At 50.7% G+C, this 17,118-nt stretch carries 6 protein-coding genes; 5 read left to right on the top strand and 1 reads right to left on the bottom strand.

Going from position 1 to position 17,118, the window contains the following annotated elements; all coding sequences use genetic code 11:
- Positions 1-15: 15 nt before the first annotated feature.
- Entirely contained in the window at positions 16-1,566 is a 1,551-nt protein-coding gene (locus AB4Z29_RS26515; RefSeq protein ID WP_441945981.1) for a diguanylate cyclase domain-containing protein, read from the bottom strand.
- Between the two features lie 823 nt (positions 1,567-2,389).
- On the opposite strand from AB4Z29_RS26515, the gene AB4Z29_RS26510 reads away from it, so the two are divergent.
- The 5 genes from AB4Z29_RS26510 (at position 2,390) to AB4Z29_RS26490 (ending at position 17,115) form a co-directional block, all read left to right on the top strand.
- Positions 2,390-11,359 (top strand): glycosyl hydrolase, encoded by an 8,970-nt coding sequence (locus AB4Z29_RS26510; protein WP_441945980.1) that lies wholly within the window; start codon positions 2,390-2,392, stop codon positions 11,357-11,359.
- Between the two features lie 325 nt (positions 11,360-11,684).
- A complete protein-coding gene (locus AB4Z29_RS26505; protein ID WP_441945979.1) occupies positions 11,685-12,734 on the top strand; it encodes a LacI family DNA-binding transcriptional regulator in 1,050 nt (349 codons plus the stop codon).
- 1,245 nt (positions 12,735-13,979) lie between these two features.
- Positions 13,980-15,290 carry an ABC transporter substrate-binding protein gene (locus AB4Z29_RS26500; protein WP_441945978.1) on the top strand — a complete coding sequence of 437 codons (1,311 nt, stop codon included), beginning with the start codon at positions 13,980-13,982 and terminating at the stop codon, positions 15,288-15,290.
- A gap of 106 nt (positions 15,291-15,396) precedes the next feature.
- Positions 15,397-16,281 carry a carbohydrate ABC transporter permease gene (locus tag AB4Z29_RS26495; RefSeq protein WP_441945977.1) on the top strand — a complete coding sequence of 295 codons (885 nt, stop codon included), beginning with the start codon at positions 15,397-15,399 and terminating at the stop codon, positions 16,279-16,281.
- A gap of 3 nt (positions 16,282-16,284) precedes the next feature.
- On the top strand, positions 16,285-17,115 hold the full coding sequence (locus tag AB4Z29_RS26490) for a carbohydrate ABC transporter permease (RefSeq protein ID WP_441945976.1): 831 nt from the start codon (positions 16,285-16,287) through the stop codon (positions 17,113-17,115).
- Positions 17,116-17,118: the final 3 nt, after the last annotated feature.

The following is a 17,118-nucleotide window of genomic DNA, read 5'->3' as shown; positions in this document are numbered from 1 at the left end:
TGGAAAAGCCATATACTACTGGGCTGCAGCATCCTGCATCGTTAATTCGTCGTATACGCTGAACGTATTTTTGCCGCTGCGTTTGGCATGATAAAGCGCTTTGTCTGCGCAAGCATACAGCTCTTCGGAATCCTGCGCATGCTCCGGTGCTATGGCAATGCCGATCGAAACGGTAGTGCTTAAATCATTAATGACATTAATTCCTTTAATTTCAATGGGACGTTTCAATTCTTGGATGATCAGGCTCGCTACTTCCAGCGCGTTCTGCTCATCATCAACCTGGTTAAGAATGACGACAAACTCATCGCCGCCTAGACGTGCGGTCACGTGATTGGAATCGAGGACGGTTGAGCGTATCCGTCTGCCTACCTCGATGAGGAAGGCGTCGCCCGCATCATGCCCGAGCGTGTCATTCACTCGTTTGAAATTATCGAGATCGATATGGAGAAGGGCAGCTTTATGCTGCTTTCTCTTGCTTCTGGCGATGGTTGTATCGAGCGCATTCTCGAACGCGGCGCGGTTGGAGAGGCCCGTCAGCAAGTCATGGGAAGCCAAGTACAGCGGTTTGGCCACTAATTTGGTGATGAAATATGAGATCATAAGGGCAATGACGATAGTTGCTAACAGCTGCAGGAGAAAAATCTGATTGTTCTCCTGCAGCTTTTTTTGCAGCTCCGAATCATTATAGACGATCTCAATCATCCGTTGATCGGTGAAACGGCTTTCCTCGTTCTCGAATCGGATGGTGTACGGAACGTAGCGGTAAGTGACGGGATTTCCGTCTCGTTCACCTTTAATGTCGCGCACGGCGCCTTCCTTCAAAGCTAGGTTAAAGGCGGGAATATTATGATTCGATATAAGAAGGGATTTGCCGTCCTCGCCTTTTTTGCCGATTGATTTCCCCGTCGTCGTGTATACGGTAATATCGTTGATATAGCTGTATTTCTGGATAAGGGTTTTACTAACCTCGAGGAAATTGAAGCTTTGGAATACATGGTTGTCATCCAAATAAAGACCTAGTTCAATTAAGTATTTATGATCAGGGGTAGGCATGTAGCTGTATTTCCGCACCATGCCCGTGTTGGATTCCTGATCGATTCCATCGGATGAGAACTGATCGCCATTCAACCTCTCGAATAGCAGCTGCGAGAAGGAGGAAACCGTGCCGCCCGTGTCTTTGAAATCCATCCCCACATCCAGTGGGAAGCTGCTATAGCGAACCGTCAAGGAGCGGTCGATCATATAGATGTCCATTCCGTTCATCTCATGCTTGAGCGCTTGGTAATTCCAGGTTGAGACATCAGCTTGCTCCTGATATTTCTCCACCAGTTTAGCGGAATAAGCTTTCATTTCATTTTCAATTTCCTTGTCGGAAAGCTGAAAGGCCTTGTCGGCTGCAGAGACGGCAGTGACGACCGTATCCTCGACCAAAGCGGATTCATTGGCATAGCTCGCCACTAAATTGTTTTTTAACCGATGCTGGTTGACCAAAGAGACGCTGAGCGTCAGCAGTATGCTGAAAATGCCCATAATGGTCATCAGCTTAGCTTTAAAGCTAAAGTGCACGAGTCTTCCTCCTCTAGAATGTACATGGATGGCTTCCATGTGGAGCAGCCGCCTGCGCTGTAATGGATAAGTATTATTACTCGGCGGTTGTTAGGTCTATTTACCTAAATTATATATCGGTTAACATAACCGTTAAGTTAATTGTATTCTGGAAATAGTAGACGGAAAAGCGATCAGCGCTGCTTGGAGGGGCGTTCTAGCATAGAAAACAACGACCGATCTCGGCTTCGACAAGGTTAACGAGTTCCGTACGGCGAGATGGCAGGAAAACCTGGCATTGATTAACGGAAAATAAGCAGGGCCGGTTCAGCTGGCTCATTCAAGAAAAGACTGCTTTGTTGCGGATGTATCCGCAGCGGAGCAGTTTTTTTATTTTCATTCGGGGGTGGTAATAACGGGACTTAGTTGAACTAGGCTGCATATACCGCTTCAGTAATTCAACATATTTCAATTTAATTGTTGAGAGAAGGATGTTGAATGATAAACCACATGAGTAATACTTGAGGTATTAAATGGAGGATCTCCATTCAATCGACAAAAACCGCGTATTATATAGTTGATCGCTTCTTTTGTATGAGCTTGTGGCAAAATGTGTAATTATACTAAATTATATAAAAGTAATTAAGTTAAAATTTGTTGTTTACAAAAGATCGGGTCGATTATATAATCTATTTGAAATTGTAAGCGTATTCAAAAAGTTGAAAAGGTTGAAAGGGGATGGATCGGGGGATGGGGAATATAAGCCGTGCCCTGCGAGGCCGGTAAGGAATGACTTCAGACAATCGTGCGATTCTAAAGATTTGAACAAAGGAGTGTTACAGGTATGAAAAGAAAACGAAGGCTTTCGATGGGATTATCGCTTTTACTATCGCTAGTTATGGTGTTCGGGATGCTTGGCGATGCGGTTGCCGTGCTTGCCAGCGAGGACCCCGCTGTACAGATTGAAGGGCTGGCAGGCGATGAGCCTGTGTCCGAGCTGGAGCAAATAGCCGAATCAGCAAGCGTATTCGGGCTTAATGCGGTACAGCCGAGCAGCTTGGGAGATTTGGGCGATGATTTTAAAGTCGTGTTGGATGATTATAACGATGCTTCTGCAAGCGATTACAATCTTAATCCGAGTGTTGGCTCCATATCCTTTGTCGAATCTCCGTTCGGCCAAGGGCTGGGCAATGCGATGCAATTTTCATATAACCTAAGCCAAGGCTATAACGGCGTTATCCATCGAAGAGATGTTGGGGGCTTGCCGCTGAACGGCGTGTGGAAAGGTCTGTCGGCCATTGAGCTATGGGTGCAGCTTCCTGCTCCGGCTCAGAGTCCTATTCTACAGCTGAACATTGGCGATGCGTGGCCTGGTACCTCTTACGAGGTTGACCTGAAGAAGCACGCGGGTTTCGACAGCGGCAGCGCAGACCCGCAGCATTTGGTCATTCCCATTGATCAATTTTTGCTAAAAGGAGGTACCGCTAAGCTCCCGAGCACGGAAAATGTCATTTCGTTTTCGATGTATTTGGGCGGTTCTGGAACGGGCAACGCCTTCATTGACGAGGTGAAGCTGATTTTTGCGGAAGAAGTCGCAATAGATGAGTTTGATGTCTATGCCGATGATGAGGCTTTGTCCGCTGTTTGGGTATCCAATTCGTCCGGCGGAATGAATGCGAAGACGCTCGTTGCATCCGCTTCCGCTGACGGGGGCAAAGCAATGAGCTTCGCGTATGACGCGGCCGCGTTCAACAGCGCAGGCTATACCGGCGCGGTTAAGTCGGTTGCCGGACAAGACTGGACGGGCACCGGCGCCATTGGACTGTGGTTTACCGGCGACGGGCTGGGCCAGGATATTTTGCTGCAGATTACGAGCGGCTCTAATGCATCCATGGAAGCGCATTTGAATGATCTCGGCAGCTTTGATCCTGAGTCGACGGAGCCGCAATATTTGATCGTTCCGCTAACCGCGTTCAAACCGAAAGCCGAAGGCATGGTCTTGGATCCGAAGACAGTGACCGGGTTTGGTTTATACGTGAACAAGACGTCTGAGCTGTCGGCGTCCTCCAGCCTGCTGCTGGACCAACTCGTGCGATATGTACCGGCTGGGTCCAAACCGGTAGGAAGCGATGAGGTTGTTTTTACCAGCACGAGCCTGACGGCGCAAGGAAGCGATAACCTGCTGAAGGTATTGAACGCGCATGCTGACGTCAGCGATGGCGGACGGTTGGTTGGTGTCTCATTCGAGAGCAGCAACCCAGCTGTTCTAGCGAATACGGAAGGCTTCGCATATAAAGGTGTCTTCCAGGCTTCCGGAAACGTGCGCATAAAGCTGAAATCGGTGCTTGCGCAAATCAACGGTGCGGTGAAAGAGATCGCTATCGATGGCGAAATAACAATAGAAGTATCTAATTTGGAAGCTTCCGTGGATGTTCTGGCCTATTTGAGCGAGCTATCGGGAAATGGGCTGTTAACAGCCATGCACAACAAAGAGCCGAATACGAATCCGCGCGAATCTACCGACAGGATTCTTAGCTCGACGGGGGTAACGCCGGCCATCTGGAGCGGAGATTTTCTGTACCAGGGCCGTGACGTGGCAGCTAGGCAGACGATGATCGATGAAGCGATACGCCAGTGGAACGATGGCTCGCTCGTCAATATAATGCTGCATGTAGCTCCGCCAAATCGGACAGTGGAGCAGGAGAAGGCGGGCAGCAAATGGGATGATCGTGCAGCAGTCGCCAATCAGGATGGCGTGCAGTCCTATCTGAGCGAAGCGCAGTGGCAAAGCCTCCTTACAGACGGCGGAGAGCTGAATGTGAACTGGAAGCAGAGGCTGGATGAATATTACCGGTACTTGGTACAGCTGAAGAATGCCGGCGTTACCGTCATGTTCCGTCCTTTCCATGAAATGAATCAGCATGTGTTCTGGTGGGCGGGCAATCCATCTTATACGAAAGCACTCTACCGATTGACGCATGATTACCTGGTCGACGGGAAGGGTCTGGACAACCTAATCTGGGTGTGGGACGTACAGGATCTACCGGCTGGCTACGGAGATGCTTACGGCTATGACGCAACAGACTGGTCAGCCTTCGATCCAGGCGCGGACTATTGGGATGTTTTTGCGCTTGATGTGTACGATGCGGCGGGTTATACCCAGGCTAATTACGACAAGGCGGTTGCTGCAGCCGGCGGCAAGCCGATGGCGATCGGCGAGTGCTGGGTTCTTCCAACGCAGGCGGAGCTTGCGCAGCAGCCCAAATGGGTATTCGCCATGCCGTGGGCAGGCGATACGTTCAACGAAAATTCGGCGGATGCCATTAAAACCTTTTATCAAAGCAATCTGGCAATTGGAGATACACCGAGATTCCAGACGCGAAGGGTTGGAACTTCGGACATCGAGAATTTCGATGGCTACGCAAGCCAGGCTGCTTTGACGGCTGAATACGAGCGTGATTCAGGCGGGGGCAGCAACACGGTGAGCTTGCAGGCATCGCCTTTTAGCGGAGGCGGTGCGAATGGGCTTAGCATGGCTTATAACACAAGCAGCGCTTCGGGCTACTCCGGAACGCTCCGCAGCTTGAATATGGACATCACTGGAGCGAAGTCGATCAAGATGTGGTTCAAGGGCAACGGTAACAGCGGTCAAACGGTGCTCGTGCGGCTTAAATCCGGAGCAGCCGGCAATTGGTTTGAATTCGATTTGCTTGATCTGCGAGGTTATGATGCTACGTCCAAGCAGGCTCAATATTTGGAAATACCGATTGAAGCATTTAAGCCGCTTGAAAAAGATACCGAGCTAGACTTGGCGAGCATCGGCGGACTAGGCTTCTATGTCAAAAAGCTCGGCGGCGAGCATCGCAGCGGAACGCTGCTGTTCGACAGCGTTTCCTATTCAACGCTTGCGCCAGCAAAGGAAGCTCCGCGCTTTAAGGTAGCTTTCCAAGATACCGATTGGACAGCTTCAGGCAATGATACGCTTATTTCATTGTTGAAGAAAAATACAGCGGTCACTTCGCTCGTTCCGGGCAATGCCGGCGATGCGCCTTCGATTTTCCAAGTGCTCTATACGAGCAGCAGCGACGATATTTTAAGAAATGACGGGTTATTCTCCTCGAAGGGCGTATTCCGGTCGGAGGGAAAAGTTGATGTAGTGATCAAGCAGGTGACCATCTACTCCGGCAATAAGCAATATATGATGGATGTGAATCAGGCGGTCAGCATAGACGTCAGCAAGCTCGCTGAGCCTGTCAATATACTGGCGTATTTGAAGGCTTTGACAGGAAAGGGGACGCTGTCGGCCATGCACAACAAAGAGCCGAACGAGAGGCCGCGCATAACGACCGACCGCATCATGGAAACGACGGGAGTTACGCCTGCGATCTGGAGCGGCGACTTTCTTTTCCTCAAGGATGATGTAGCGAACCGGCAAAAAATGATCGATGAGGCAATCCGGCAGTGGAATGACGGAGCACTCATCAACCTGATGTTCCATGTCACTTCTCCGGTGCGGACGGTTGCCGAGGAGAAAGAGGGCGCGGATTGGTCGGGGAGCAGCAATGCGGTTCAAGCCAATCTGACAGCTGCCGAGTGGGAAAGCCTGCTTACGGACGGAGGAGAGCTGAACAGCAATTGGAAGCTTCGGCTGAACGAATACGCGGCGTACTTGCAGCAGCTTGAGGATGCGGGTGTCGTTCCGATGATACGCCCTTTCCATGAAATGAATCAGCACGCTTTCTGGTGGGCGGGAATTCCGGAGAACACGGCTGCGCTCTATCGCTTAACCAAAGACTATCTGGTCAACGAGAAAGGGCTCGACAATTTGATATGGATGTGGAATGTTCAGGATTTCGATAACCGTCTGAACTGGAATGACTATAACCCCGGCAATGAATATTGGGATATTCTGACGCTGGATGCCTACACCAATGGGCTGGGAAGCAAAGGCGACGACTATTACGCCCAGATGAAGCAATATGCTGCAGATGCAGGAGGGAGTAACGGTCCGAAGCCAATCGGCATTGGCGAGAGCTTCAAGCTGCTGAATGCGGCTGGTATCGCAAAGTATAGCGACTACGTGATGATGATGCCTTGGGCGGACGATGCCTGGGTATATAACACCGATGAGGAGCTCCGCGGCTTTTACAAAAACACGCTGTCTATTTTGGATACGCCAGTTTTTGCCTCCACGGTTGATGGTGGAAGCGGCGCCGGTACAGAATCGTTTACTTTTGATTTGGTTACCGAGGTACAGAACTGGGGGCAGAATGTGAAAGGCGTCGTCATCGATATGGGGACGGAGATGAACGCGTCGGATCTTGATCCAAATACGTTCGAGGTGAGCGCGAAGCATACGACAAGCTCAGGTACGACGGCGTATGACGGCTTGCGAACGATTACGAAGGCTTACGTCAACAACAGCGGCCAAATGACAGGAGCAGGTACTGCCACCGGTCGATATGCGATACTGGAATTCAAAATGGGCCGTGACCTCGCGGAAGCCTCGACTACCGCATGGGATAGCGTCAATCGGCTGACAACGCTGCTGACGCTGGATTATAAGGTCAAGCAGAAGTCTGCATTCGGCACTAAGCTGGCCTACAACAGCAGCTATGTGTTAAAGGAACAAATGAATTTAATCGTAGATGAATTTACGCAAGGCACTTATAGCGATGATAACGGCGAGCATGCCTATAATCTGTTCACTCCGAAAGCCAAGCAGGCTGGCGAAAAGTATCCTCTAGTCGTATGGCTGCATGGCAATGGGGAGAGAGGCTCCGTCGGCGAGATGCCGCTCCTATCCAGCAAAGGGGCGATTGCGTTCGCCGAGCCTGCTGCGCAAGCAGCCTATGGCGGCATGTACGTATTGGCGCCGCAGTTCAGCGCTGCTCACGGCGCCAGCGACGATATTGTTGATGGGGCGAATGCGCTTGTGAAAAAGCTGATTGCGAGCGATAGCCAAATTGACCCGTCACGGATCTATTTGCTTGGCGGATCGGCAGGCGGTACAAGGGTTTGGAAAATGCTGCTGCAAGAGCCAGGCTTATATGCTGCCGCGGTTCCGATCTGCAGTACAACTACAGTACCGGGCAATTTGGATTTAACTGCAGCAGACTATGACAAGCTGACGACTATTCCTTTGTGGCTGTTCCATGCGGCCAATGACGGCACGATCGGCGCGTCCAACAGCCGCAAGGCATACGAGGAGCTGTCCAGTCGCCAAGCGAATGTGAAGTATACCGAGTTCGCGAATATGGTGTACAATGGCGTCACTTATGACGGCCATCATTCATGGGTGCCGGTACTGGACAATTATTATGACGAAACATACGGCATCAAGACGTTCGATTGGCTGTTTGCGCAGTCGCTGGAAGGCGAGGCAGGCGATTACCGCATGGTTCTGGATGATTTCTCCTCCTACGCCAGCAGTGCAGAGCTCGACAATGCGTATGCCCGCAATACGAATGGCGGTGCCAATACGGTTGAACTGGTGAAGTCGCCGTTTGGGGAAAGCATGAACAATGCGATGGCATTCACTTATTCGTTCACGAATGGCTATTCCGGCCGCTCGCACCCGGTGAATGGGTACTGGCCGGGCCTGAAGGCTATTGAGCTGTGGATCCAGAACGATGCTTCGGGGCAGGATATTTTGCTTCAATTGTCAGATGGCGCGTCCTACGAGCTGCATCTGAATCAGTTCGCGGGCTTTGATGCAGCATCTGCAGCACCGCAGCATCTCACCATTCCAATTGAAGCATTCAAGCGGAAAGAGGGCAGCGGCACGCTGAACACAAAAGGCATCGTTAGCTTTGCCTTATATGCGAATCAGGTAGCAGGAGGGGCAGGCGGCAAGCTGACGCTTGACGAGATCAGCCTCGTATTTGATCAAAAGCCGGATCTTCCGGAAATTACGTTCAATTCGACGAATGTGCAGGCTGATGGAGTCGGTAACCTGATTTCCCTGTTGAACAACAATGCCACCGTGCCAAACGGGGGCAAAATCGTACAGGTGAGTTATGAATCGACGAATGAAGCTGTACTGCCTAACCGTTCTGGCTTTGTTCCGAAAGGAGACTTCCTAAGCGAAGGCAGCACAAACGTTAAGCTCAAGCAGGCTAAGCTTTATTGGGAAGGAACAACATACACAGTTGATGTCAACACTGAGCTGCAAATTAACGTAAGCAAGCTGCCTCAAGCAGTGGATGTCGTTCAATATTTGAAGGACTTGACCGGCAAAGGTATGCTGTCTGCCATGCATCATGACCAGTCCTATGCGAATCCGGGCAGCAACGACGTGCTGCATCAGAGAGTGGCGAATGAATTCGGCGTTTATCCGGCGCTGTACAGCGCGGACTTCCTGACAGGAGGGACGGTGCAATACCGCCAGAATATGATTAATGAGGTTATTCGTCAGTGGAACAACGGGAATCTGGTTCAGATTATGTTCCATGTATCGCCTCCGCAATATACGGTGCAGCAGGAGTCCGAGGGCAACTGGGGCGGAGACCAGGCACATGAAACGATGCCAAGCCCTAACCGCATTTTCAGCTATTTGTATAATGACCAGTGGAAAGAGCTGATGACGGAGGGGACTCCGCTCAATACGAACTGGAAGCTGCGGATGGATGAATATGCGAAATATTTGCAGCAGCTGGAGGACGCGGGCGTAACGATTATGCTGCGGCCATTCCATGAAATGAACCAGCATGTTTTCTGGTGGGGCGGACGCCCGGGCGAAGAGGGCAGCGCTGAGCTTTATCGCATGTTCCACGATTACATGGAGCAGGAAAAGGGCCTTTCCAACATTGTTTGGGTATGGAACATTCAGGACTTGCCGGATAATTACGGCTTTGCTGACGGTGATGCAAAGTTCGACCGTTATGAGGGAATTGACGGCGGGCTTGCGGAGTATGATGCGAATGATTGGAACAGCTTTAGTCCAGGCAAAGAGTATTACGACGTTCTCTCCGTTGATTTCTATGATGTTGGCGGGTATGCCACGCGTTATTATGAGCAGGCGAAGCGGATCGCCGATGCCGACGGCAAGCCGCTGATCATAGGAGAAACGTTTGTCTTCCCGACGCAGGCGGAGCAAGCAGCACAGCCAGACTGGACGATTGCGATGCCATGGGGAGTACGGACATGGAACTACAATACGATGGAAGCGATGGCGGAGTTCTATCAGAACAGCATAGGCACCGAAGGCATGCCTCGTTTCACGACTCGTGACAATACGGCAACGCCGGTTGATAGGAGCGAGCTTGAAGAGCAGCTCGCAAAGGTTGCTCTGCTGAATGCGAGCGATTATACGTCGAGCACTTGGGAAGCTTTGTCCCATGCTGTCGCTGCGGCGAAGGTAGTGCTAGGAAACACTGGCGCGACGCAGGATGAGGTGAACCACGCGCTTCAAGCGGTGAATGCTGCCTATGATGGCTTGGTCCGGGCTGGCGGGAGCAGCAGTGGCGGTGGTGCGGCAGTTGATTCGGCTATAAAAGTCGGTATAGGCAGCGAGGCTGTGTCTATTCCTTACAGCCTAAGCGGAACACGCGTCGTGCTGACGATTTCCGATAACAAGCTGAATGAGATACTCGCCAAAGCTTCGGCGGAAGCGAGCTTTGATCTAAGTGGCGTAACGGGTGCGGCCTCTGTAGAGGTTTCGGTCTCTGTATTGCAAAAACTGGCCGAGTCTAAGAAAGGCGCAGCATTTAAGCTGCCGAGCGGGACGGTCAGTCTCGATTTCGCGGCATTGTTAGCTGCTGCGAAGCAAGCAGCAGGTCAGAGCGTGAGCATTACACTCGTAGCGGTTAACACATCCGAGCTTACGGCTGAACAGCTCAAATCTGCTGCCAGCAACAAGGTATATGATATTTCGATGAGCAGCGGAGGGCGGAAGATCACTTCTTTTGAGGGTGAGTTGACCATTGCACTGCCATACGCCTTGAAGAAAGGTCAATTGGGGCAAGGTGTCGCGATCTGGTATTTGGATGAGGCGGGCAAACTAACGGGTGTGCCGAGCCAATACGATGCAGAGTCGCAAACGGCTCGCTTCACGGTCGATCATCTTTCTTACTATGTGGTTGGTTATAATGAGGCTGCTGCATGGAGCAACCCTTTCTTAGATGTGACGAAGGGACAGTGGTTCTACGACAGCGTGTCTTATGTCGTGCAAGGCGGGTTATTCTCTGGTGTGAACGCCAATGCGTTTGATCCAAAAGGTCAAATGACCCGCGCGATGCTCGTAACGGTGCTTTACCGACTAGCGGGAGAACCGGCTGCTGTCGCTAACCGCTTCACAGACGTTGCTTCCGGCAGCTGGTACGAAGCCGCTGCGGCATGGGCCGATGAGCAAGGCATTGTGACCGGCTACGGCAACGGCCAGTTCGGACCGCAGGACGCGGTTACACGCGAGCAGATGGTCGCTATTCTTTATCGCTACGCGACGCTTCGCGGCTACGCGGCTGAGAATACCGCTGAGGTTGCCGCAGTTGCGGGCGCGGCGCATGAAGAGGCGGAGTATTCGGCATTTGGAGTCGTAGCGCCGCAAACAGCAGAGCATTCCGCGTCTATAGTCGCAGGACTGAAAACGGGAGAACACTCCACATTTGTTGGCGTAGGACTGGATATGGGAGAGTATCCCGCATTTGCAGACCAGGCGCAGGTATCCGACTGGGCGCGGGAAGCGATGCGCTGGGCGGTTGAGTCACAGCTGATTACCGGCAAGACTGGCGGTCTGCTCGATCCACAGGGCAAATCGACTCGTGCTGAGGTTGCGGCGCTTCTGCATCGTTTTGCTAATCGAATTGTTCAGTAAACGATCCAAACTTGAATAATGTACTCTGAACAAGCCGCGGGCAATAGCTCGCGGCTTGTTCGCGTCTATTACAGGCTAAATCTTCGTATGGTTCTTGCTTGCCATTAAACAATGTGATGTCTTGAGCGAAAGCGTCTTCGAAATATGATGAAGTTTTGTGCGGAGCGAAGTGGTAGTGGAATAAAGGTTATAAGCTGTTTTTAGTCCGTTAAGTACCGATTCGTTAAATTTAATGAGATAATGAAGCTTTTTTATTGAAAAATGTTGAAAAAAGTTCTATTGTTTAAAATAGAGTATGACAGTTGAAAGGACGGAATCGCAGGACATGAAAAAAATTACGCTGCAATTAATCGCTGATGAGCTGGGTGTCTCCAAAGCGCTCGTATCCAAGGCATTGTCTAATGATCCCGCTGTTAATGAAGTAACCAAGGAAACAATATGGGCAAAAGCGGAGGAAATGGGCTATCGCATGAAATCCTCACGCAAGACGATTCCTGCCTCGCGCACGGGCAATCTTGCGGTGCTGATGCCGCGAGCATATCTGGACGACATGGAGTATTGGGGCAAGGTTATACACGGTATAGAAAAGGAGCTGGCTAATCATAGCTTCAGTATGATTCTCTCCAGCATTGATATCTCGTTGTCGCCGAAAGAGGGTCTGCCTTCGAGTATCTACGAGAAAAAGGTGGACGGAGCTATCGTCATGGGCCATCTGCCGGACAGCTATATCGAAGCATTGGCGGCAACTGATTTTCCTTACGTTATGGTTGACGCAAATCTACTGGAGTCATCGATTGACCATGTGCTGGCTAACAACTTTCTTGGCGCATATCAGGCTACGAACCATCTGCTTGAATCCGGCCATGTGAAGCTGGGCTTCGTTGGCGATGCGGATACATCATGGAGTTTTCGGGAGAGAAGCCGGGGATTCGAGGAAGCGATTCGGGATTTCAATCGCAAAAGCTCGAGCAACGCAACAGCGGTTACGATCGAAGGCATTGGGGTAAGCGGCACAGGTATGTATGTGGCGACTGAATTTGCGAAGGTGCTTAGCCGATTTGTAAAAGCCGATCAGCCAGTGACCGCATTGTTCTGTGCGAATGACCTTACGGCATTCGAATCGCTTAAGCTGCTCAGTGATTGGGGCATAAGCTGCCCTGAAAATATATCAGTTATCGGTTTTGACGATTTAACGCTGACAGAAATCATGTCTCCAAAACTCACCACAGTACGCGTTCCTAAAGCAGATATCGGCAGCCGCGCTGCCCAAATGATTTTGCGCCGCATCGAGAACCCAGACGTGACGCCGGAGCATGTACTGCTGTCTACCCAGCTTATCAAACGCGCATCAGTAGGCACAGTGGACAAGGCATAGCTGTAAGCGCAAATAGGTGCTTACAGCCTCCAAACAAACTAGCCTGAGCGCCTGTAAGAACCGATAGGTTCTTACAGAGCCACCGAGAGTCGCCACCACGCCCACCCGTGCACCACGAAAAGCAGCTGTAAGCGCAAATAAGTGCTAACAGCCCCCAAACTAACCAGCCTGATCGCCTGTAAGAACCGATAGGTTCTTACAGAGCCGCAACGCCTACTCGTGCACCGCGAAAAGTAGCTGTAAGCGCATATAGGTGCTTACAGCCTCCAAACTAACCAACCTGAGCGCCTGTAAGAACCGATAGGTTCTTACAGTGCCACCGAGTGTCGCCTCKCCCAACCAGTCTCCCCACGTGGCCGAGCCCACACCCGTGCGCCGCGAAAAGTAGCTGTAAGCACAAATAGGTGCTAACCGCCTCCAAACAAATCGGCCTGAGCCTATAAGAACCRATAGGTTCTTACAGWGCCGCCGAGAGTCGYCTCTCCCAACCAGTCTCCCCACGTGGCCGAGCCCACACCCGTGCGCCGCGAAAAGTAGCTGTAAGCACAAATAGGTGCTAACAGCCCCCAAACTAACCAACTTGATCGCCTGTAAGAACCGATAGGTTCTTACAGTGCCGCAACGACTACCTGTGCGCCGCGAAAAGCAGCTGTAAGCGCAAATAGGTGCTAACAGCCTCCAAACTAACCAACCTGAGTGCCTGTAAGAACCGATAGGTTCTTACAGAGCCACCACGCCTACCCGTGCCCCACAAAAAGCAGCTGTAAGCGCAAATAGGTGCTAACCGCCTCCAAACAAACCGGCCTGAGCGCCTATAAGAACCAATAGGTTCTTATAGTGCCGCCACGCCTACCTGTGCGCCGCGAAAAGTAGCTGTAAGCACAAATAGGTGCTAACAGCCCCCAAACTAACCAACTTGATCGCCTGTAAGAACCGATAGGTTCTTACAGAGCCACCACGCCCACCCGTTCACCACGAAAAGCAACTGTAAGCACAAATAGGTGCTAACAGCCCCCAAACTAACCAACTTGATCGCCTGTAAGAACCGATAGGTTCTTACAGAGCCGCCGAGAGCCGCCAAGAGCCGCCGAGCCCGCCCGTTCCCCCACCAAAAGCCGCATTTCCATCACCAAACGTTTAAAAATATAATATTTGTTTATTTTAATTTAAATATGTTGAATTATAAGTTTCAATATGTTAAAATTCGAAATGTAAACGATACCATATTTATTAGGGGGAAGCACAATGAAGAAGCCATTATTGTCTGTTCTAACGCTTATGATGCTCGTTGCTCTATTGGCAGCATGCGGAGGAAACAACAAGCCAGCAGAGGCAACGAATGCTCCAGCAAACAACGCAACCGACGCAACGAACGCAAATAACGAAGGCGGCGCGGAAAGCGACATTAGCGGTACGGTTACGTTCCTGACCAACCGTACGGACATGGTCGACAAAGAATACGTAGACTACGCGAAACGTTTCAAAGAAAAATACCCGAACGCGGAAGTGAAATTCGAAGCGGTAACCGACCTCGACAAAACGACGAAAATCCGCATCGCGTCAGGCGAGTTTCCAGACGTTGTTCTTATTCCAACGATTCCGAACTCCGAGCTTCCGCAATATTTTGCGCCGCTCGATGATATCGGCCTGAACGACCGAATCTACTTCAAGGATTACAAAGGACATGACGGCAAAGTATACGGCATCTCCGCAGGCGCTAGCACGACGGGCATCGTGTATAACAAAAAAGCGTTCGCGGACGCAGGCATTACTGAAATTCCAACGACGCTCGATGCTTTTTATGCTGCGGCAGAGAAGTTGAAGGCAAAGGGCATCGTACCGCTTGCATCCAACTTTAAGGATCAATGGACGCTTTACCCATGGGCATCTGAGGTTGCGACTTCAATCGCGGGCAATGCCAACCTTAACAACGAGCGCAAAGACACGGACGCGCCTTTTGCAATGGACAATGCTTACGGTCAAGCGATGACCATCATCCGCACCATGTATGAAAAAGGCTATCTAGAGCCGGATGTTAACTCGACGAACTGGGAGCAATCGAAAAAAGATATCGCCAGCGGAAAATTCGCAATGTATATGCTTGGCAACTGGGTTATCCCGCAGGTAGCGGACAGCGGAACAACTTCAGACAACGTCGGATTCTTCCCGCTGCCATATGACAATTCCGGCAAATCCAATGTAGCGCTTGCACCTGACTGGGCATACGGCGTGAACAAAAACAGCAAAAACCTCGCGACTGCAAAAGCGTTCGTGAAATGGATGGTCGAGGATTCCGGCTTTGACGACTTCGCAGGCTTCATTCCGGTATTGAAGGATAAAGAGCCGAATGTTCCGCAGCTGTCGGAATTCAACTCCTTCAACCCGACATACATCGAAGCGGTTGCCGACGACGCGGCTGCAACGGACATCGTCAACAAAGCGCAAATGACGAAAGAGGCGATGGTACAGGAGTTCGTATTGTCGAAGGACCCGCAGTCGATTCTAGACAAATACAACGAAAGCTGGGCAAAAGCACGCAAAGCGGTAGCGAAATAAACTTATTTCTACTATAGACAGATATGCAAAGCGGATGATCGGCGATAGAGTCTGGTCATCCCTTTGCACCTATAAGCCCTTTTTGGATGAGAAATGGAGTGGAACGATGAACGCCCTGTCATACAAAGCGCAACGAAAGCTAATTCTGATCAGTTTCCTATCGATCCCGCTGGCCTTGCTTTGTTTATTCACGTATTACCCAGCCGTCAAATTAATTTACTTAAGCTTCACGGACTGGAACGGCATCAGCGAAAGCAGTGAGTGGCTGGGCCTAAGCAATTATAAAGAAATTTTCACGAATTCCGATTTGTTCGGCGTATTTATCCATCAAATCCCGTACGTCATCATTGGCGTCATCCAAAATATAATCGCCATCGTGTTCGCGGTGATTCTCAACTCGAAACTTCGTGGAAGAAATGTATTTCGCGTCATGCTGTTTCTTCCCTTTATTATGAACGCCGTAGCGGTCGCTTTCATGTTTCAGTATGTTTTCGATACGACAAACGGCTCGCTTAACAGCTTGCTGGGCATGATCGGGCTTTCTTCGCTTCAGCAAAGCTGGCTCGGCGATATGTCGCTTGTCAACTTCTCGCTTGCATCGATCGGCTTCTGGCGGTTTATGGGCTACAACATGGTTATTTATCTGGGCGCGATGCAGTCGATTCCAGGCGATATGTATGAAGCGGCCAAAATTGACGGTTCCAACCGCTTCCAAACGTTATGGTACTTAACCATCCCGAATTTGACCAAAATCATTCAACTCAATATGTTCTTAACGTTAAGCGGAGCGCTTGCCGTATTCGATCTGCCGTTCGTGCTGACAAAGGGCGGACCTGCGGGCGCAAGCGAAACGTTCCTGCTCAAGACGATCGAAACCGCGTTCCAGTTCAACAATTACGGATTGGCTTCCGCGATGAGCGTCGTGCTGCTGCTATTTACCGTTCTTATACTTGGCATTCAGAATGCAGTCATCAACCGGAAAGGGGAATAACGAATGCAAGCGAAACGGTTCGATCCCATTCATGTACTGAAATATTTACTGCTCGTGCTCGCGACCTACGTCGTATTGTTCCCGCCTTATGTTGTACTAGTGAATGCTTTCAAGACGGAGAACGAGGGCTCCAGCCCGTTTGCGCTTCCGGAGAGCTTCTTCAACTTCAGCAACTTTGCAGCGGTGATCGAGCGCGCCGACATCCTTCAGGCGTTCTCGAATACGTTCGTCATCGTCATCGCATCGCTAGCTGGCAACGTGCTGCTCGGCACCATGGTGGCGTATGCGATCGGGCGGATCGAGTTCAAGGGGAAAACGCAAATTCTCGGCGCCTTTCTGGTCGCTACGATTATTCCGACGATTACGACACAGGTCGTCGTGTTCTCGCTTATTCAATCGATGGGCCTATACAACTCGCTGTATGCGCCTATCCTGCTGTTCATCGGGGCGGATGTGATCCAGATCTACATCTACCTGCAATTTATTAAAAATATTCCATACGAGCTCGATGAGAGCGCGATGATGGATGGGGCCAGCTTATTCCGCATCTATGCGGGCATCATTTTTCCGCTGCTCGGCCCGGCAACGGCCACGCTTATTATTTTGAAAACAATCAATATCTACAACGAGCTCTACATTCCGTTTCTGTATATGCCGAAGCAGGAGCTGGTCGTCGTTTCTACGTCGATCATGCGCTTTGCGGGCAACAACCAAGCGCAGTGGGGCAACATATGCGCGGCGATTCTGATCATCATGATCCCGACGGTGCTGCTTTATTTGTTTCTGCAGAAATATATATTCTCCGGCGTGACGAACGGCGCGGTGAAAGGGTAAGGG

This window comes from Paenibacillus sp. 2TAB23, assembly GCF_052115165.1.
GTDB lineage: Bacteria > Bacillota > Bacilli > Paenibacillales > Paenibacillaceae > Pristimantibacillus.
Note: the sequence above shows the minus strand (reverse complement) of the source record. Positions and strands in the feature narration are given on the sequence as shown.

Excerpts from the sequence above, each read along its gene's own strand:
- AB4Z29_RS26490 (WP_441945976.1), top strand. The coding sequence starts at position 16,285 with ATGCAAGCGAAACGGTTCGATCCCATTCATGTACTGAAATATTTACTG.
- AB4Z29_RS26500 (WP_441945978.1), top strand. The coding sequence starts at position 13,980 with ATGAAGAAGCCATTATTGTCTGTTCTAACGCTTATGATGCTCGTTGCT.
- AB4Z29_RS26495 (WP_441945977.1), top strand. The coding sequence starts at position 15,397 with ATGAACGCCCTGTCATACAAAGCGCAACGAAAGCTAATTCTGATCAGT.
- AB4Z29_RS26505 (WP_441945979.1), top strand. The coding sequence starts at position 11,685 with ATGAAAAAAATTACGCTGCAATTAATCGCTGATGAGCTGGGTGTCTCC.
- AB4Z29_RS26510 (WP_441945980.1), top strand. The coding sequence starts at position 2,390 with ATGAAAAGAAAACGAAGGCTTTCGATGGGATTATCGCTTTTACTATCG.